The organism is Mogibacterium neglectum (genome assembly GCF_030644205.1).
Lineage (GTDB): Bacteria > Bacillota > Clostridia > Peptostreptococcales > Anaerovoracaceae > Mogibacterium > Mogibacterium neglectum.
Window position 1 is genome coordinate 1,629,599 of record NZ_CP128647.1, and the last position, 17,231, is coordinate 1,646,829.

Genomic DNA, 17,231 nt, shown 5'->3' on the forward strand with positions numbered 1-17,231 from the left:
GCCTACCGCTACCATGAATGCTAGTGTTAGACAAACGATTGCCGTTACTGTTACTACTGTCCAGTTCATTTTGATACCTCCTACAAGTAATTACGGCCAATTAGCCGCATCCATTCTCTTCTTGCCTGTTCTGCTGTATAGCCTTGCTCTATCAACTCAATTTCATATTGAAGTTGGTAGTGCTGGCGCAATCTCTGATTTTCTCGCTGCGCCCACACGGTGCAGTTTGCATGCAACTCCTCATGATGCTTTCGGCACACATCGACCTGGAATTCATTATCGATACTGATTTGACGATTTGAGCCACCAAATACCTCGTGTCGCTCTGCATAAGGTTTGCCACAATACTTGCAAATCCTGTTCGGTTTGTTTTTCCAACCATTCATTTTCTTTTTCTTCTTTACCGACCGTGGCTTTGGATAGGCGCAATTTTGGTAATAATCATCTAATTTGCCCATATTAGTAACCGTATAACTGCTAGTAATAGAGATGTCAGCGCCCCTATGTCAAATATGAAAAATAGCAAGTTGGCATTTTTATACCTTTTTTCAGCGTATTCATGTAAGGCTATTACACCTATCACTAGCACCAAAACCATCAGCCACCATGAAATCTTTAACATTTTCGCCTCCTACTCAAACTTAACTCTTCCCCATGCATCAGCATCCTGAATCGCTGACTCTTTGCAGTTAACTATAGGGAGTGCTAGTTCTTCTACTATTGCATCTTCAATCTCTGGAAGTTCCGTCCTTGTGAGCTGTTCTTCAGAGAGCATATCTCCGAAATATCACTTTCTTCTATCAACATCCATATCTGCCTCCTAGATTGTCATCTGGTTTGTCTGCTTCTTTGTGCGCTTGATATCGACCTTACCTAATACACCATTGATTTTGATTTCACTATTGGCAGCGCTGAATTTTGCATTACTGATAAATCCTGCGTGGATCAGTTCGCATGTTGTTTTCACATACCTAAGACTTGTATCATCTAACGGCATGAAATTTAGATTCCTCGACTGCTCTCCGCATAGCATCTCAACATTTTCTTCCATCATGCGATGCCATTTTGCCTCATTCTCACAATCGCACGATTCACTAGCGATTCTATCCGCCTCTTCCTGAGTCTCTGCAGATACTAGATGCATCTGTCCGCAGTTTTTGCATAATCCTTCCATGTTGTACTCCTCTCTACATGCATTGTTTGATAACATCTATAATCATTGCCGTCTCTGAATCGGCGGTAACGTTGGCTGTCTTCTGATAGTCATCACTATATGTTGCGGTTACAATTTCATGTGCTCCTTCTTGCCTGTAATCCAATGAGATTAAATCTTTAAACCCTCTAGTTTCTTGTAATACTGGCAAGAGCATTTCACATATCTTTTTCTTATCTTCCATCGCTTGACTGCTCCTTTTCTAACTCCTCGCTGTACACCATGTATCGGTGTAACTCTGTGATTACTAGCGTGATACCTACTATCACCATTCCAATAATGAATGTTCTAACTAACATATGTTTACCCCCTTACTCGCATCCCAGTGCATATAGGAATATCCATAGCATTGGGATGAATAGTGTAGCTGCGATTGTGCCAACTACTGCGATTGGTTCAAAGTCTCCATCTTCGTTAGAAAATATAAACTTGATTGCTTCTATAGTGTTTTTCATTAGTTGCTCCTCCTTTTACTCATCAGTCGCTCTGCTACATCCGCTGCAAGATATTGCTTTTTCTTTCCGTCGGTGATGTATTCGCACCCCTCCATCAGAGTCATTACGTAGTCTCTAGATTTTCCTAGATACCTAGCTATGTCAGACTGGCATGGCCAGTTCCCAACTTCCCTTTTTATGTCTCGTACTATTACTTGTTTATCCATTTCTTTTATCTTCAACTTTCTCTTGTTTGCGATGTATAATCTCCTATATAGATAGTTTTTTGTTTTCGAAAGGAGATTTTTATGCGTTTAAACCTTGATTGTATGAGAGATGTTCTTCTTGTAGCCGAAGAGAACCTTCCATTAAATGGCTCTTTACCTATGAGCGATTTGCTCCCACTGCTCCCTGGTTATTCAAAAGATGAAATAACGTACACTTGTTTAAAATTGAATGAAGCTAATCTTTTGAACATCTTTAAAACCCCCTATCCCGGCGGAACTTTTGTAAACGATATTCGCGAGATCACTTACAATGGTCACCAATTTCTTGAAAACATCCGCGACCCATCACTTTGGGAAAAGATTAAACAAAAGGCAAACTCCGTCGGCTCTTTATCAGTAGATGTTATCCTTGCTGTGGCAGCTAATGTTATAAGTAATCATGTTAACTCTCTTTTTTAACTATCTTTTTTAACACCTTTTCTGTGGCTTTATGCACTTCGTTATGTTCAACTTCAATCTGTTTATCTTTCATGAACTGTACAAGTGCATGAAGTCCAATTTTCTGCACCATTCCCCATATCAGTAACGCTATGTTTAATGCTATGGATACTATTGCTATTACTGTTACTATTTGCATGTCTCTTTGTGTGCCTCCTTGTGATATACTCCCTCTACAGGCTGTTGGAGCAGCCGAGTTTTTCAGAAAGGAGATTGTTTAAAATGGCTTGTGATTATGAACTAACTTTGCAAATTGCTAAAGATATCACTGTTGCAGCGCTATCTAATTCACCATCCGTACTTGCCGATAGAGATGCCGGTGTGTTTATCAGCGAAATGTTTACAGCAATTCACGATGCTGTTGTTAAGGCTAACAAGGGTGATATTTCTGAAAATCAGAATGTCTCTTATTAGCCTTTAATTCTCAATTTGGCTAGAGGCTCGACCAGTTGCACAATTTCTCTTGTGCATACATCTGATGACAGTCGAGCCTTTATTTCATTAGCCAGCAGTTCTTGCACCTCAGTTATAATTCGTGCTTCTTTTCGCAAGTAGTGTGAAAAAGATTTCTCTTCTTTTTCAGAGTCCTTTTCTGAATCAGCCTTTAAGGTTTTAAATTCTTTTTCTCCGTTTACCACTATAACTATTCGCTTTGCATCTTCCTGGCTACGTAATCCGCTCAGTGTTATCATTGTTCCTTTTGTCATTTCTTCCTCCCTCTTCATCGCCGTTTTATAGTTGACTATATTTTTTGTTCATCGAAAGAACCAGTTATATCTTCTACATTGCAATCCAAAGCTTTTGCAATTTTCATCAAGGTGCTCACGCTCGATTCCTTGAGTGCTCCACTTTCTAGTCGACTAATTGTGATTCTGCCAACCCCTGATTCTCTGGATAATTCCTCTTGATTAAGCCCTTTTGCTTTTCTGATTTCTTTTAGGTTTGTAAAATCCATGTTGTACCTCCTTTGTCTGAAATTATAGTCGACTATAATTTTTGTGTCAACCCCTTTTTATAGTTGACTGTACTTTTTTTCTTTTGTATAGTTAGCTATACAAGGAGAAAGGGAAACTATTATGCACTTAGGAGATGTAATTTACAATTTTAGGATGACACACAATAAAATGTCTTTAGTTGAATTTGCAAAGTTAGCTAAATTATCAACTGCCTATATTAATCAGCTTGAGAGGAATGTAAATCCAAAGACTGGTGAGTCGATAGTTCCGTCATTAGAGACATTCTATAAAGTCTCTAATGCAATGAATATTTCTTTAGATGAGCTTCTAACTATGGTTGACGAAAACCAACCTGTCGGACTAGCGGGAGTTCAAAGTTACGAAAAGCCATTTACTCAAGAGCGTCCTCTTCCATCAAACATCATGGTGCCAGCTGGTCGACAAATTCCTATCCTAGGTACTATTTGTGCCGGGAATGGTATTCACTGCGAGGAGAATTTCGAGGGTTATTTCTTAGTGGATAGATCTATCAAGGCTGATTACTGTCTACGAGTTAAAGGTGACTCTATGGTCGATGCTGGTATCTATGATGGTGATGTTGCTTTCCTGAGGAAAGATTTTGATTTTGTAGATGGCGAGATATACGCAGTATGCTATGGTGCTGAAGAGTCCGCTTCTTTAAAGAAACTATACAAGGTGGATAATAAGATGATGCTCCAACCATGTAACTCAGATTATACAGCTGAATTTGTTGATGCAGATGATGTAGTTATTGTTGGTGAGTGTATAGGCACCTATCATGCTCGATAAATTATAGAGTTAATGGCTCATGCTATGGCAATACCACTCTGTACATCTTAGGAGTGATTGCAGATATATTTATTATTATTTAATAGGAGGAACTATTATGAAAACATGGAAGCTGATATCTGGAATCTTGTCAATTGTTTTAGCTGCATTTGTATTATTCCAATCAATGGCTGTTGGTTTAGGCAACTCTCTTTCTGAGAACGGAGAAGCAAGTGGAAGTGCTGGATTTTTAGTAGCAATTCTCTTAATTGCTGCCGGCATCACAGCAATTGTAGTTAGAAAAAGCGTTAAAAAGGGTGCTCACATTGCATTAATTATCATGTATGGTTTAGCTGCAATTGTTGGTTTTACAATGGCAGGCAGTTATGAGGATCTAAAAATCTGGGCTGGTTGGTGCTTAATCTGTGCAATACTTGCTGTTGTTGCAATCATTAAATCAAAGAATATCACTGAAGAAGACAAATAGTCTTTTTAATAAAAATAGCCGCCCTGCGCCAACAGTAACGGCTATATCTCAGCATTATTGCGAGATTCAATGTTCGGGGTAAGTATATCAACAATAACTATTTTTTTCAATTGTCTTGATGTAATAATCATTAATTGTTGGTGAGTGTATTGGTACTTATCATGCTAGGTAGTATAGATTGATTATACTGTTGTCGCATTTAACAACGGTTTAGTTTATAATGGCAAGGTTGATTTGCTCGTGATTTGCTCGTGATTTTGTCAATTTGATATTGCGATTCATTAGCTAAATGCCTGAATTCCAATGGATCCATTGTTTTTTTATACTCGTGATTTGCTCGTGATTTGAAAGGAGTAAAAATGAAAACAGATTTGACTATGTTTGATTTGTTGAAAGAACTACGAGAAAGTTCAACGGTAGAGCTAAAAGCAGCACATAAAGAGTTACCCAAAGAGTTTTGGCCTTCGTATTCAGCTTTTTGTAACACAGATGGTGGAGTTATTTTTTTAGGAGTAAAGGAATCACAACCGTACAACGAAATTGTGGGAGTAATTAATCCTGATAAGATTATGAAGGTCTTATGGGATCAACTATCAAACCAACAAAAAGTTAGTTTTAATGCATTGTCTAATGATTCGATTCGCGTATTTACACAAGGTGACAAATCTATATTAATGATTGACATCCCTGAAGTGAGTTACCTGCACAAACCTGTGTTTCTCAATGGAAATTATTCCAACGCTTACATAAGATCAGGTGATGGGGATCGCAAAATTACAGATGCGCAACTGCGTGCCTTCATTAGAAATGCAACTCCAAATTCTAGCAGTGATATTCTGCTTGATGCAAAACTTAGTGATCTTGATCCTGTTACTATTGCTTTGTTCAAAGAAACAGTTACTTCTAGGAATCCGCACATCATTGATCCCGAGATGTCTCAAGAGCATTTTTTATTGAGGATTGGAGCTATAACAAAAGATGATTCAAATGTTTCACGTATTAAAAAAGGTACTCTTTTATTCCTAGGTAAATACCAATCTATACGAAAGTTTTTCCCAAACTACTTCCTGGATTTTCAGAATAGGTCAAGTTCAGAAAGCAGATGGATAGATAGAGTTGCTACCGACGAACTTTCAGAAATTGAGATGAATATATATAATTTTTTTATGTCCGTCTCAGCAAAAATGAAGAATCAACTAAATCAAGCTTTCGATTTAGATGAAAATCAAGTTAGAACAACCACTGCTGACTTTGATACAGTAGTTCGTGAAGCATTTACTAATTGTCTAGCACATGCAGACTATGAACTTGCATCACCGTCAATAAAAATCGTTATGCATAACGGTTGGATTACTTTCACAAACCCCGGGCAGATGCTTATAACTAAAGGACAATTTTTTAGAGGTGGTCAATCAATACCACGAAACGAACTTATAATGACCTTCTTTAGATATATAGGTGCTTCAGAAAGACAAGGGGGCGGGGGACCTCAAATATATGAAACTACAACGAGGCATTCTTTTCGTATGCCAGAGTTAAAAACATGCATAGATTATACAGAGTTAACAATTTGGTATATAGATTTAGTTGATTCATATCCTGAACTTTCTAATGATGAAAAAGCTGTTTTTTCATATATAGTTAAATCCAGAGTGCAAGTTTCTACTAAAGAATTACAATCTAATTTGGGATTCACTGAATACAAGGTAAGAAATATATTAGCAAAACTAGTAAACGACGGAAAAATAGAAAAGATTGGAAATGGAAAGTCTACTAGATATCGAGTTGTGCTGGGAAGTGATGAATGGCTTACATCCGCTAGAATATTTCTATCTTCATTCTAATAAGAAAAAATGACCGCACCTGCGGCAACAGGCACGGTTATAGAAATTGGCATCGCTTGATACACAAAGTTCCAACATGAGTATATCAGCGATGCCTTGTTATTACAAGCAGGGTACTTTTTGTGCCTAAATCAAGGAGGCTGATATGGATTATATTCGTAGGTCATTCACATATAATGGTAAACGGTATTGTGTGTATGGAAAGACTGAGCGAGAAGCGATTGAAAAACTTGTATTAAAACGTCAAGCTCTTGAGAATGATGAATTGGTTAATCCTGCAAAACGAACAGTATCATCATGGGCGATTGAGTGTGTTGAGACATATAAGGTACGGCAAAGCTCTATCACTCGTGAGAAGTATCTACAGAAAATGCAGTCATATGTCCTCAAGGAGATTGGATCTATGCTACTCAAAGATGTATCGCCTATCGTGTGTCAGCAGGTATTAAATCTAAAGGCTGATAAGTCTAAGGCCACTATAAATGATACCTATCAAATGTTACGTTTTATATTTAAGTATGCGAAAATCAATAAATTTATTAGCAGTGACCCAACGGAGCACCTCGCAAAACCAACTGGATACTATAATCCTAGACGATCATTTACAGTTTCGGAAGAGAAGCATTTTTTAAATGTGCTAGACAACCATTATGAGCCTCTTTATTTTGCGTTAATGTACTATGCTGGATGCCGACCATCTGAAGCTTCATCAGTTGAATTCAGAGATATAGTAATGCGTGAGGATGTCAGATACTTGCATATAAGAGGCACCAAGACAAAGGCTGCAGATAGATACGTTCCTATTGTAGATGGACTTGCAAGATTTATTCCCTCTTCAGCTAGTCCTTTTGAGCTACTCTGTAAAAATAGATATGGAAAAGCTTTGAATAAAGATAACAAAAGGCGAGTATGGGCACACCTCTGCAGGTTAATGAATATTGATATGGGATGTAAGATATATAGAAATCAGTTGCTTCCACCATACCCACTAGCTACAGATATTTCTGCATATTCGTTGCGCCACACGTTTTGCACGAATCTACAAAAGCGAGGCGTGGATATTAGAACAGCTCAATATCTGATGGGGCATGCTGACATTCAAATGACAGCCAATATATATACTCACGTTGATTTTGAAATTATAAACCAGGCAGCAGCGTTAATGTGATACCGTGTTACTCTCTGCGATAATAGGTGCTACAGCCATTGAAATTACTGATTATTAAGCTGTACTCCTAAAGCGGGTGTCGGAGGTTCGAATCCTCTTCGGGACACCATTTAAAAACACCGCAATTCTAACGAGTTGCGGTGTTTTTGTTTGTCAAAATTCTTTTACATACTAGTATAGTGCTCAAGCACCGCAGACGTAGCTCCCTTCGAGCTAGACTCAACTGCGATTCCCAGGATTTCCTTAACCAGCTTGAAATTATCCGTGGCATTTCTCTTCCAGTCCGCAAATTCAGGCCCAAGAATATAATCTTGATACTCTAAACTATCTTCTGGTCTACCTTCAATTCTGACGAGAAGCCCTTTATCACGCATAACCCTCACTACAGTTCGCACTTCATCGTCCGTCGAGTAGAATAACTCTGGTACCAGCTTTACCTTCCTCTGAATTGCGTCGGAAACGAACAAGTATAAACGCAACTCCTTATTTACAAACCTCTTATCGGGTATGTAAACAGGTTCGGTATCGTCAGGAATTTGAAACTGCCTTTTATCCTTCTTTATCCCGTAGTATTCGCAGATACCGTCTACTTCTCTCTTCGTTAAGTTATATTTTGTTTGAAACTGTTTCTTTGTAAGCATCTATATCACCTAATTTTTTGAGACTTAATCTGTCACTATGATAACATATGAGAGAATACTAAAAAGGCTATTTTTCAGTATAATAGTGCCGGATTTTCAGTTATTAATTGCTTCTGTTATAATAACGAACATATCAGGAGCTGGCACTCCTGGTTTTTCTTTTGCGTGTATACATGACGCTTAATATCATTTCTTGGTTATTAACAATATAACACAGCTTTATTTATATACAATGTTACTTCTATAACGATAGGATATGCAACTTTAATGAATACCTAACCCTACAATAATCATAAAATTTAACGATAGAAACATAACCGTCATGTTAGCATCTTTCTTTTCTTTCTCGAGCATTTTATATGTATATATTAAGACTAATATAATGGATATTGCCGATCCAGTTTTAATAGCAGAATGTAATGGGGATACATCAAACATGGTATATATTCCATAAGCCATAAAGAAAACAGCTTCATAGATATATATTATATTTTTATATAAATTACTCATTTTTTTCATAAACCTCATTTTCGTGAAACACCTCCTATTTCGTATGAATATCTAACCAAACGCATTCCAGCTCTATATCTCACATGTCTGTATTTTTCATTTTTTTTAGTGAAAAGTTTAATATCAAGCATAAGATTGAAAGAACAACAAATATTATTAAATTAATCTTATTATATTCAAATAGCGCTATTAATGTAATAAGGCATATACTCGTTACTAGATTAATTAACATCTTCATAAGTACCTCCAAAAGTATTATATATATGTTTGAAATTAAATTATCTAACTTACAATTAACATTTACACACAAAAAATACAAGTATTGAATATAATATTTATACGGTACACTATGAAATTTACAATTGTAATATTTCACACAAGAATTATTAAGTAAATCGAGACAAGCGAGGCCACATGATCGAACTCAGAAATGATACATCGGTAAAATACAGCTACGACGAGTGGATGGAGTTTTTACGAGAAAATGATAAGCACAGGCTGCAGATAGATTTCTCGAATGAGACCAATCTACCTGCCGATATCAAGGCACTGATACTGCCTTCTGTTTCTGCGTTTCAAATCGGTGAGCATAGCGATGGGATTCATCTGCTCAAGGCGGCAGAGGGGTTCGCTCGCAAGTTTAATGAACCTACATATCCCGAGGTCATGAAACTATTTATAAGAGAGGAGAATTTCCACTCCTCATACCTAGGCGAATTTATGCGCTATTACGAGCTTCCGCTCCGTAAGAGCAATTTCCTCGATAAGACATTTCGCCGCCTCCGTAGACGCAGCGATATCCGCCCTGAGGTCGTAACTCTCGTAACGGCAGAGATTATAGCCCTCTCTTATTACTCAGCTCTCAGTGATGCTACGAACTCACCGGCGCTAAAGAGAATTTGCGCTCAGATGCTTCACGATGAGCTTCCTCACGTGATTTTTCAATCTTATACACTAGGCCATTTTAAGCAAGGCAGATGTCTTAAGCTTCAAAGACGGCTCCTCATGAGAGCTACAACTCTCGCTGTCTGGACTGCGTACGGAAAAGTATTTCGCGCATCAGGCTGGACATATTCTAAATTCAAGCAGGAAAATCTCGGCTATCTAAAGCAGTCTGAAGATATAGCCAGCGATATAGCTCTATGTTTTGCTTCGGAAATCGGGCAACAGAGATAGTTAAAGTCACTTATATAGATGACCAGCATGTACTAAAAAAGTACATGCTATTATTTTGCATAAATCTCATTGACAATATCGTAATACGATATTATATTTTAGCTAGAAATATCGATTAACGATATTAGAAAAGCTTACAGCAAATTTGATCAATGGGTGGTGCTATACATGGCAAAAAAATCATTGGAACCATTAACCGAGCCGATGTTCTACATACTGCTTTGTTTCCACCGCTCTGATATGTGCGGGACGGAGATATCGAGTTATGTAAATGATCTCACGGACGGAAGGGTCAAGCTCGGACCAGGGACTCTGTACTCACTCCTCTCACTTTTTCAGGCAGAGGAATTAATACGTAAGCTGCCCCCAGATGGCAGGAGAATTTCTTACAGCATTACAGAGCGCGGAGAACAGTTATATCAGGATGAAATCTGTAGATTAGAAGCATGCCTTAGTGATGCACGGAGGTGCAGTTATGAGCGATAGGATTAAACAGAAGATTTGTTATTTTGGTCTTTCCGACATATATCAGGAACAGAATTGGCTTGAGGATCTGGCTAGGAGAGGGCTCCTTCTCACATATACTGGCTACTTTATATACGACTTTGCATATGGCGAGCCAACTGAAAGAAGATACCGAATTCTGCCAGAGAAAAGAAAGAAGATTGAACAGGAAGAGCTGGATATATATGAGTCCTGCGGATGGACATGTGTGCGAGGAACGCATGCATCGACTGTGTTCTATACAGACGATCAGAATGCGCCCGAGCCTTTTACAGATGTAGTTACGGAGAAGAAGTATTATGTTAAGCGATTGTTCTCTACACTCATTACATCTATAGTTACTGCGATTTACATACTGTGGATTCTAAGACCCAACACGTATAGCTTTATCTTAAATCCAGTTGACTTTTATTATCAGTTAGCTGATCAGCCATCTCCACTCATATGCCTATATTTAGTGATATGTCCATTATTAGTGTTGTTCTATCTAGGGATTATCTTTAAATACGTTAGGTTAATATGGCAACTGAAAAGAGAAACTTTTAAAAGGACTTACGGCTTTAAGTCCAGACGTTATGTAAATATGATTTTAACTAATGCGATTATCGTGCTGATGGTGGGTCTCTTTATATATGTGATCTTCGTGCCAGATAAGAGAGTCATGACAAGCAGCTTCAAAGAAGCTTTGGCATATAAGGATGCTGAGCTTGTAAGGTTTTCCGAATTTGACCCATCCGCTTGGGATGAGGTCCATTCGAATATGATAGTAAGAAATGGTAATAACAATATCGATAATCCTGACATAACATACGAGACAAGTTACGACCGTAATGTCATGATGACAAAGATGTCCTCGGAAGACCTATCTGTCTCTTCTAAAACAGATAAGGGTAATCCACCAGTGGCAGGGCTTAACTATCATGTTCAGCTATACAAGGCTAAGTCGTCTAAAATTGCTGCACGCTTTATGTCATCTAATATAGAAAATCAGCTGGAAGGAATGAATTTCGACGTATCAGAGAGACGCATCCGAGATATGAAGTTTAAATATAGTGGTCTAGATTACGCGGCATATATCAGAGCTTCTAAAACGGATGAATTTGCATATGCATTAGATACACAGATGCTTTTCCTCAGAAAGGGAAATAAATATGTCGTTGTTACATATAGCGGTCCTGTCGATCTGAAGTCGAAGGTTGGGCTCTTTGCATCGAAGATGTAGCTACATTGTATTCCATTGTTATCGCAAAATGTTCAACACGAGGTGTGTCATGGATAAGAAAACGAAATTAAAATATGACCCTTTTGGCATAGTTGATATGTTTTATAAGCAGAACTGGCTTGAATATCAGGCAAGAAAAGGTCTGCTGCTCGCTAACGATAATCTACTTACTTGCAGATTCACCGTTGACGAGCCAAGAGATAGGCGGTATCGCATATTGCCATACAAGCATAGCAAGACGACGCAGGAGGAACTGGATTTATATGCTTCTTGTGGTTGGCATCTGATATACGGTTCTGGTTCAGTAATGATATTCTACACAGATGATCCGGATGCCCCAGAGCCATTTACGGATGTGCAGAGTCAGCATAAGTACTATAGAAAGAGCTTGATTACTAATTTTATTTGGATGCTAATTCTTTTTGCAGAATTACTTTTTAGCATCAGCCCAAGTTGGCAAGGATTCACTATATCACCTTCAGAACTTCTCTACAGCAGTGCTGATCAACCGCTTTCCACTTTGGCGATGACTTTTATTGGATTACCGTTGGCGCTTTTGTTCTGGTTTCAATATATGTTCACTTATATCAGCATACTGAATAGGAACAGAAAGAAGGATTTTTATGGGGCTTCGGGATTCAGATTGAAATATTATGTCAATGCGACGTTTATTATAACTTTAATCGTCCTAACCCTATGGAACATCATTGGCATCACTCGGACAGTGAATATCTCATCATCCGGCGACTTCACCCAGGCTCTTAAGTACAAGGGCAATGAGATTGTGCGCTTCTCGGAATTTGACCCTGATACGTGGAAGACTGTATATAAGAAAATCGAGTACTACCACGATGGCGAAGGCGATATGATAACCTTTGATGTCAATCAGGATAAAACTCTACTGATGCCTAGAATGGTGTCTGAGGTGCTTGAGGTAGAAAAAGATACTAAGAATGATGAAGATACTGTAAGGGAACTTTATTACAGCGTTAATCTTTACAAAGCAAGGTCTTCTAAAGTCGCATCTGAATTCATGAAATATAATATAAAAGACGAGCTCACTGGGTTTAGTGACAAAGTGTCTATCAAATCTATTGACAAGTACCGTTTCGATTACAAGGGCCTCGACTACGCTGCATATATCGTAGATGAGAAGATGGCAAATGATACTACTGCAAAACGTGACCAGCTACTCTTCCTAAGAAAAGGGAGTACCTACGTATGCGTTTCATATTACGGTCCTATCGACCTGAAGTCGAAGGTAGGACTGTTTGCAGAGAAGATGTAGGTTTTCAGATTATCTGAGGAATACATGTTCTAAACCCTGTTAATCGTTTTATTAGTAAGCCTATAAGCAAATAACCAGCCATACGGCTGGTCATTTCAGTTCCTGATTAAATTGCTTATTTATATCACGTATATCACGCTATTCTTCTGGAGCCTCGAACAGAACCTTGAACTTCGAGCCTTCACTCAGATATATTCCCTCGATATCTTCAGGATGATTTGCTACGAGTTCTGCGACATTATCCACCTCGAACGAAACGCATATCCCGCAGGCTGCGCTAAGAGCTCTAGGCACCGGCATCAGTGTTGCGGTTTGATCTATGCTTTTCTGTTGCTTGTGAAACTGCTGTGCTCCAAAATGCGTATGAAAAGTTGCGATAAACATTACTTGAGAGTAATCAGGTAATCGCCTTCTGGCGTTTCACTGTATTCCATAGATAGCTTGTTGTTCGCTGCATATCTAGATATGTTCTTAACTGGTGTCATGCTGTCTACGAGAACTTCAACAGGTGTTCCAGCCTTTACAGCGTTCTGAGTCATAATTACTGGTTCAGGGCACGAGTACCCTCTTGCATCTACCTTAGTCATTTTATGCCTCCTTAGCTTTTCTTATATTCATCAGACCGATAATTAAAGTAACGATAATTCCGAACACAACTGCAATCTTGCCATTTGGCGTTGGTCCCATTGGTGTCGATGCTAGTGCAAAGTTGTGACAGAAGGCTGCTCCAACGATTAGTCCGAGAACTGCAACGCCCGAGTCTGCATTTCCAGCACCTGAGAGCACAACCTGGCGAAGTGGACAACCACCGAGTAGACAAGAGCCCAGTCCTACGAGGACCATTCCTAGGAAGTTCCATAGAGAGTCGTTAAATGCGATTGGCTGCTTGTCAAACCCTGCGTGAAAGAAGCCAAGTGCTATGTTTCCAATGAGAGCTGCGACAAATATTGCAATAAATCCAGATAATAGATAGAAATCTTTGAATAACACTGCATCGCGAAGTCCACCAACCATGCATAGTCTAGTGCGCTGTGCTAGAACACCGACAACAAGCCCTGCGATTAGCGAAATTGCGAGTGGTGCGTGCATAGCTCCAGGACCCTGTTTGCTGAATACAAGAAGTGCTGGGAATGCGCATAGGATAACGAATAGTACTACTGTTATCGCTGGCATTGCTATGCCTTCTGTTGGTCCTAGTGGAACTGACTTCTTAAGCGTGAAGCCCTTCTTGAGAAATACGATTCCGCCGATAATTCCGCAGAAGAATCCAATCAGACCGATAATTGCATTCCAGTCCCCACCAGCGATTCTGAGAATCATTCTAAGTGGGCAGCCGAGGAACATTAGAGCTCCTACCATGACGAAGAATGAAAGCACGAATCTTGTCATCGGTGAGGAACCGCCACGAACTTTGAATTCTTTTCCGCAAACGGACATGATAAATGCACCAATAATAAGTCCAATTATCTCAGGACGAACGTACTGCACAACTGGAGCATTGTGGAGCTTAAGAGCACCTGCAGCATCTCTCAGGAAGCATGCAATACAAAAGCCCATGTTAGCAGGGTTGCCATACTTGACGAGAAGTACTGCTGCCGCGCCGACCACGAGCCCAGTAATAATCATAAGGGTACTTTTTTCTTTTTTCATTGTATCCTCCTTGTTTAAATAATATCGATTTATTATTACGAGTATACCAAACAAGGATTTTGTATTAAAATCAGTAATTTTAATACTTAGCTGTAATTATTAATATTTTCAATAGCAATTTATTTTGCACTTCTATTTAATGAGAACTTCCCTGCAAAAGCCTCTTCATCGCCGCCCTATACTTCTCGACTCTCGCATAATCTTCCGCACCAGGATGCTCTATGCGTCTGATATCCATATTATGACTTAGGTCGGCAAGCTTGACGGAAGTCGCGAGCTTATTTTTCGATACCCTATCTATGTACTGCATGTAGTCTTCGCTTAGGTCTTTCGTAAGGGTCTTCACCGCTTCAACAACCTTATCGCTAAATCCGCACATGCGCAAATACACCTCGTCATACTCGCTATCCTCGAGTACGTCATGAAGGTAAGCGACTACCTTTTCCTCTTCCGTTTCACACATATCTGCGACTGCGAATGGATGCAGATAGTACGGCTGTCCCGCCTTATCGAATTGTTCGTAGTGCGCTTCCTGGCATATCTGCTGTGCTAGCTGAATCTGGTCCACTTTCCTAAACCTCCTTTGACAACTATCGTATGGTTTACTGTTATAGCAAGAGGCACTAGCCTTGCTATGCTAGTGCCCCTGTTGTATCGAAATTATATGTTGTGTTATCAATCACATGTGTGCCGGTATACATTACGCCGTCTTGTCCTAGGTAATACCATACGCCATAATGCTTTACCCATCCTTTGTGCATCGCGCCGCTAGAGCTTAGGTAATAGCTATTGCCACCTTCCTGAATCCAGCCAGTCTGCATAACTCCGTCGTTACCTAGATAGTACCAAGCACCGCCAGTGTACTGCCATCCCTTCTGCATTGCACCGCTTGAATTCAGATAGAACCACTTGCCATTATCCTGTACCCAGCCGGTCTTCATCGCACCGCTGGAGCTTAGATAATAGCTATTGCCACCTTCCTGAATCCAGCCAATCTGCATAACTCCGTCGCTACCTAGGTAGTACCAAGCACCGCCAGTGTACTGCCATCCCTTCTGCATTGCACCGCTGGAATTTAGAAGATACCACTTGCCATTGTCCTGTACCCAGCCAGTTTTCATCAATCCACTCGCATCAAGGAAATATCTGTGACCACCGTCTTCTACCCAGCCTGTCTGCATAGCACCATCATTATCCATGAAGCACCAGTCTTTTCCGTACGTTATCCAACCTGTCTTGAGTGCACCCGACGAATCTGCGAAATACCACTTATCCTTGGCTTTAACCCAGCCAGTGCCCATGATTCCAGATCTCGTTAATACATATTTCTTTTTTGCCGCTTTGTCGTAATATACAGTGTCCTGCAGCATTAAATTATAGCCTTCCGAGTCGAAGCAATACCAAGCTCCATCGATATATTGCCATCCGGTAGCGTATTTTCCATCATTTTTAATATAAGCGTAAGTCCATCCGTTTGGTGCGGTAGCATCTCCCCAGATCTGCCATCCTCTGATAATAGGATGGTATGTCTTTGCCTTTACTAAAGCTCTGCAAGATTCATCTGCAAAAGTCTGCATATCTGTGGATGACTTATCAAAGTCCTCTACGATAGCACCAACATTTTCAATCGCTTTGTAAGCTGGGGTATTGTGCTTGTCTGCATATAGCTTATATGACAGTTGACGAAGCGGTCCATTTGATGAGAGTACAAAGTTCTTAGGTTCTAGGAATTCAAGTAACTGCTTACCATTTGCACTTGAGATTCCGTGATGACCAGTTCTTAGAGTATCTATCGTGCCAGACTTCTTATAAATAACCTCTCCATATTTATAATCGATCATCGCAGATGCGTCTCCGAGTATTACCGCATTATGTAGTCCTTTTGTAATCTGCGTGATTATGGAGTTGTCGTTCTCCGTATAACCTTCTTTGTTGACAATGCTGCTTAGGTTATACAGCGCGATATCTAGGTTTCCAAACTTGAAGCTAATATTGTCGCTATAATCTCCCTTCCTAGTAATCGTTGCATCCAACTTAGAAAGCGCACTCGTATCGTCGGAAGTGATATCGACCATAGTAACCTTTGCCTCGGTTAGTTTTCTTGAAACTTCCTTAAAGTATTCAGCGGTCTTCCATGTCGGATCTTCATACTTAGGAGCCCAATTTAAATATTTCTTATGGATATAAACTGTATCTGAGTCAAAGAATGGATTTCCATCGGAATTCTTCTCGTCAACCAAATCTATAAATCCACCTATGTGATCTGAATGCGCATGCGTAGCAACAGCGAAATCAATATGCTTAACGCCTAGTTTTCTCATAAACTCCGCTACGGTCTTGCCATTACCACCCTGAGCAGCATATGGTCCGTATTCGCTAGGGTTTGATGCATCGATCATACCAAATTTACCGTTGCTTTGAACAAGCGTGCAATCACTATGCGAACCATCTGTTGACGGAAGCGATAGATAGTATACTTTATCGCTCTCCGCATCCCACGTTGGGTTTTCATCGTCTGCATTTACATTAATTGGGTAAAATACGACCAAAAAAAATAGCAACACGAGACTGCTACATATAAATGCCAGTATAGAGTTATAGCTCCTTCTTTCCATTTCAACCTC

27 protein-coding genes are annotated in these 17,231 nt (G+C 39.5%); 10 read left to right on the plus strand and 17 right to left on the minus strand.

Annotated features, from left to right (window positions below):
* Positions 1-80: 80 nt before the first annotated feature.
* From QU661_RS07710 to QU661_RS07740, 7 genes are all read right to left on the minus strand, one after another.
* Positions 81-458 (minus strand): hypothetical protein, encoded by a 378-nt coding sequence (locus QU661_RS07710; protein ID WP_304989635.1) that lies wholly within the window; start codon positions 456-458, stop codon positions 81-83.
* Positions 459-631: 173 nt separating this feature from the next.
* Positions 632-775, minus strand: a complete 144-nt coding sequence (locus QU661_RS07715) for a hypothetical protein (protein ID WP_304989636.1) — start codon at positions 773-775, stop codon at positions 632-634.
* A gap of 45 nt (positions 776-820) precedes the next feature.
* Positions 821-1,174 (minus strand): hypothetical protein, encoded by a 354-nt coding sequence (locus QU661_RS07720; protein WP_304989637.1) that lies wholly within the window; start codon positions 1,172-1,174, stop codon positions 821-823.
* Positions 1,175-1,187: 13 nt separating this feature from the next.
* A complete protein-coding gene (locus QU661_RS07725; RefSeq protein ID WP_304989638.1) occupies positions 1,188-1,397 on the minus strand; it encodes a hypothetical protein in 210 nt (69 codons plus the stop codon).
* Positions 1,387-1,512, minus strand: coding sequence for a hypothetical protein (locus QU661_RS07730; protein WP_304989639.1), 126 nt, complete (start codon positions 1,510-1,512; stop codon positions 1,387-1,389). The genes QU661_RS07725 and QU661_RS07730 overlap by 11 nt, the downstream gene beginning before the upstream one ends.
* A gap of 12 nt (positions 1,513-1,524) precedes the next feature.
* Positions 1,525-1,668, minus strand: a complete 144-nt coding sequence (locus tag QU661_RS07735) for a hypothetical protein (RefSeq protein ID WP_304989640.1) — start codon at positions 1,666-1,668, stop codon at positions 1,525-1,527.
* Positions 1,668-1,874, minus strand: a complete 207-nt coding sequence (locus QU661_RS07740; RefSeq protein WP_106057623.1) for a hypothetical protein — start codon at positions 1,872-1,874, stop codon at positions 1,668-1,670. Before QU661_RS07740 ends, QU661_RS07735 begins: the two co-directional genes overlap by 1 nt.
* 81 nt (positions 1,875-1,955) lie before the next feature.
* Between QU661_RS07740 and QU661_RS07745 the strand changes: the two genes are divergently transcribed.
* Entirely contained in the window at positions 1,956-2,333 is a 378-nt protein-coding gene (locus QU661_RS07745) for a DUF2513 domain-containing protein (RefSeq protein WP_304989641.1), read from the plus strand.
* On the opposite strand, the gene QU661_RS07750 is transcribed toward QU661_RS07745, so the two are convergent.
* A complete protein-coding gene (locus tag QU661_RS07750) occupies positions 2,317-2,511 on the minus strand; it encodes a hypothetical protein (protein ID WP_304989642.1) in 195 nt (64 codons plus the stop codon). The two genes, QU661_RS07745 and QU661_RS07750, sit on opposite strands and share 17 nt — an antisense overlap.
* An 83-nt stretch (positions 2,512-2,594) precedes the next feature.
* Here QU661_RS07750 and QU661_RS07755 point away from each other — a divergent pair, with 83 nt between their 5' ends.
* Positions 2,595-2,786, plus strand: a complete 192-nt coding sequence (locus tag QU661_RS07755) for a hypothetical protein (RefSeq protein WP_304989643.1) — start codon at positions 2,595-2,597, stop codon at positions 2,784-2,786.
* Here the strand turns inward: QU661_RS07755 and QU661_RS07760 are convergent.
* A complete protein-coding gene (locus QU661_RS07760) occupies positions 2,783-3,079 on the minus strand; it encodes a hypothetical protein (protein ID WP_304989644.1) in 297 nt (98 codons plus the stop codon). The genes QU661_RS07755 and QU661_RS07760 overlap by 4 nt on opposite strands.
* A gap of 35 nt (positions 3,080-3,114) precedes the next feature.
* Positions 3,115-3,327: a helix-turn-helix transcriptional regulator gene (locus tag QU661_RS07765; RefSeq protein WP_304989645.1), complete on the minus strand. Its 213-nt coding sequence runs from the start codon at positions 3,325-3,327 to the stop codon at positions 3,115-3,117.
* A 169-nt stretch (positions 3,328-3,496) separates the two neighbouring features.
* Between QU661_RS07765 and QU661_RS07770 the strand changes: the two genes are divergently transcribed.
* From QU661_RS07770 to QU661_RS07785, 4 genes are all read left to right on the plus strand, one after another.
* Positions 3,497-4,138 carry a helix-turn-helix domain-containing protein gene (locus tag QU661_RS07770; RefSeq protein WP_304989646.1) on the plus strand — a complete coding sequence of 214 codons (642 nt, stop codon included), beginning with the start codon at positions 3,497-3,499 and terminating at the stop codon, positions 4,136-4,138.
* 97 nt (positions 4,139-4,235) lie between these two features.
* Complete coding sequence (locus tag QU661_RS07775) at positions 4,236-4,604, plus strand: hypothetical protein (RefSeq protein ID WP_304989647.1); 369 nt, start codon at positions 4,236-4,238, stop codon at positions 4,602-4,604.
* Positions 4,605-4,963: 359 nt separating this feature from the next.
* Positions 4,964-6,448 carry an RNA-binding domain-containing protein gene (locus QU661_RS07780; RefSeq protein WP_304989648.1) on the plus strand — a complete coding sequence of 495 codons (1,485 nt, stop codon included), beginning with the start codon at positions 4,964-4,966 and terminating at the stop codon, positions 6,446-6,448.
* Between the two features lie 145 nt (positions 6,449-6,593).
* The gene (locus QU661_RS07785; RefSeq protein WP_304989649.1) at positions 6,594-7,616 is read left to right on the plus strand and encodes a tyrosine-type recombinase/integrase; all 1,023 of its coding nucleotides are present in this window, start codon (positions 6,594-6,596) and stop codon (positions 7,614-7,616) included.
* Positions 7,617-7,780: 164 nt separating this feature from the next.
* Here QU661_RS07785 and QU661_RS07790 read toward each other — a convergent pair whose 3' ends face one another.
* Together QU661_RS07790 and QU661_RS07795 are read right to left on the minus strand one after the other, a co-directional pair.
* The gene (locus QU661_RS07790; RefSeq protein ID WP_304989650.1) at positions 7,781-8,257 is read right to left on the minus strand and encodes a hypothetical protein; all 477 of its coding nucleotides are present in this window, start codon (positions 8,255-8,257) and stop codon (positions 7,781-7,783) included.
* Between the two features lie 264 nt (positions 8,258-8,521).
* Positions 8,522-8,785 (minus strand): hypothetical protein, encoded by a 264-nt coding sequence (locus tag QU661_RS07795; protein ID WP_304989651.1) that lies wholly within the window; start codon positions 8,783-8,785, stop codon positions 8,522-8,524.
* A gap of 396 nt (positions 8,786-9,181) precedes the next feature.
* Between QU661_RS07795 and QU661_RS07800 the strand changes: the two genes are divergently transcribed.
* The 4 genes from QU661_RS07800 to QU661_RS07815 all read left to right on the plus strand — a co-directional run bounded on the left by QU661_RS07800 (position 9,182) and on the right by QU661_RS07815 (position 12,957).
* Entirely contained in the window at positions 9,182-9,943 is a 762-nt protein-coding gene (locus QU661_RS07800; RefSeq protein ID WP_304989652.1) for a hypothetical protein, read from the plus strand.
* A gap of 168 nt (positions 9,944-10,111) precedes the next feature.
* Complete coding sequence (locus QU661_RS07805; protein ID WP_304989653.1) at positions 10,112-10,429, plus strand: PadR family transcriptional regulator; 318 nt, start codon at positions 10,112-10,114, stop codon at positions 10,427-10,429.
* Positions 10,419-11,669, plus strand: a complete 1,251-nt coding sequence (locus QU661_RS07810) for a DUF2812 domain-containing protein (protein ID WP_304989654.1) — start codon at positions 10,419-10,421, stop codon at positions 11,667-11,669. The genes QU661_RS07805 and QU661_RS07810 overlap by 11 nt, the downstream gene beginning before the upstream one ends.
* A gap of 49 nt (positions 11,670-11,718) precedes the next feature.
* Positions 11,719-12,957 carry a DUF2812 domain-containing protein gene (locus QU661_RS07815; protein WP_304989655.1) on the plus strand — a complete coding sequence of 413 codons (1,239 nt, stop codon included), beginning with the start codon at positions 11,719-11,721 and terminating at the stop codon, positions 12,955-12,957.
* Positions 12,958-13,095: 138 nt separating this feature from the next.
* Here QU661_RS07815 and QU661_RS07820 read toward each other — a convergent pair whose 3' ends face one another.
* From QU661_RS07820 to QU661_RS07840, 5 genes are all read right to left on the minus strand, one after another.
* Positions 13,096-13,341: a putative Se/S carrier protein gene (locus QU661_RS07820; RefSeq protein WP_304989656.1), complete on the minus strand. Its 246-nt coding sequence runs from the start codon at positions 13,339-13,341 to the stop codon at positions 13,096-13,098.
* Positions 13,341-13,544 (minus strand): sulfurtransferase TusA family protein, encoded by a 204-nt coding sequence (locus QU661_RS07825; RefSeq protein ID WP_106057639.1) that lies wholly within the window; start codon positions 13,542-13,544, stop codon positions 13,341-13,343. The genes QU661_RS07820 and QU661_RS07825 overlap by 1 nt, the downstream gene beginning before the upstream one ends.
* A gap of 1 nt (position 13,545) precedes the next feature.
* Positions 13,546-14,607: a YedE family putative selenium transporter gene (yedE, locus tag QU661_RS07830; protein ID WP_304989657.1), complete on the minus strand. Its 1,062-nt coding sequence runs from the start codon at positions 14,605-14,607 to the stop codon at positions 13,546-13,548.
* A gap of 136 nt (positions 14,608-14,743) precedes the next feature.
* Positions 14,744-15,175, minus strand: coding sequence for a GTP pyrophosphokinase (locus QU661_RS07835; RefSeq protein ID WP_304989658.1), 432 nt, complete (start codon positions 15,173-15,175; stop codon positions 14,744-14,746).
* A gap of 64 nt (positions 15,176-15,239) precedes the next feature.
* Positions 15,240-17,222 (minus strand): MBL fold metallo-hydrolase, encoded by a 1,983-nt coding sequence (locus tag QU661_RS07840; RefSeq protein WP_304989659.1) that lies wholly within the window; start codon positions 17,220-17,222, stop codon positions 15,240-15,242.
* Positions 17,223-17,231 lie beyond the last annotated feature (9 nt).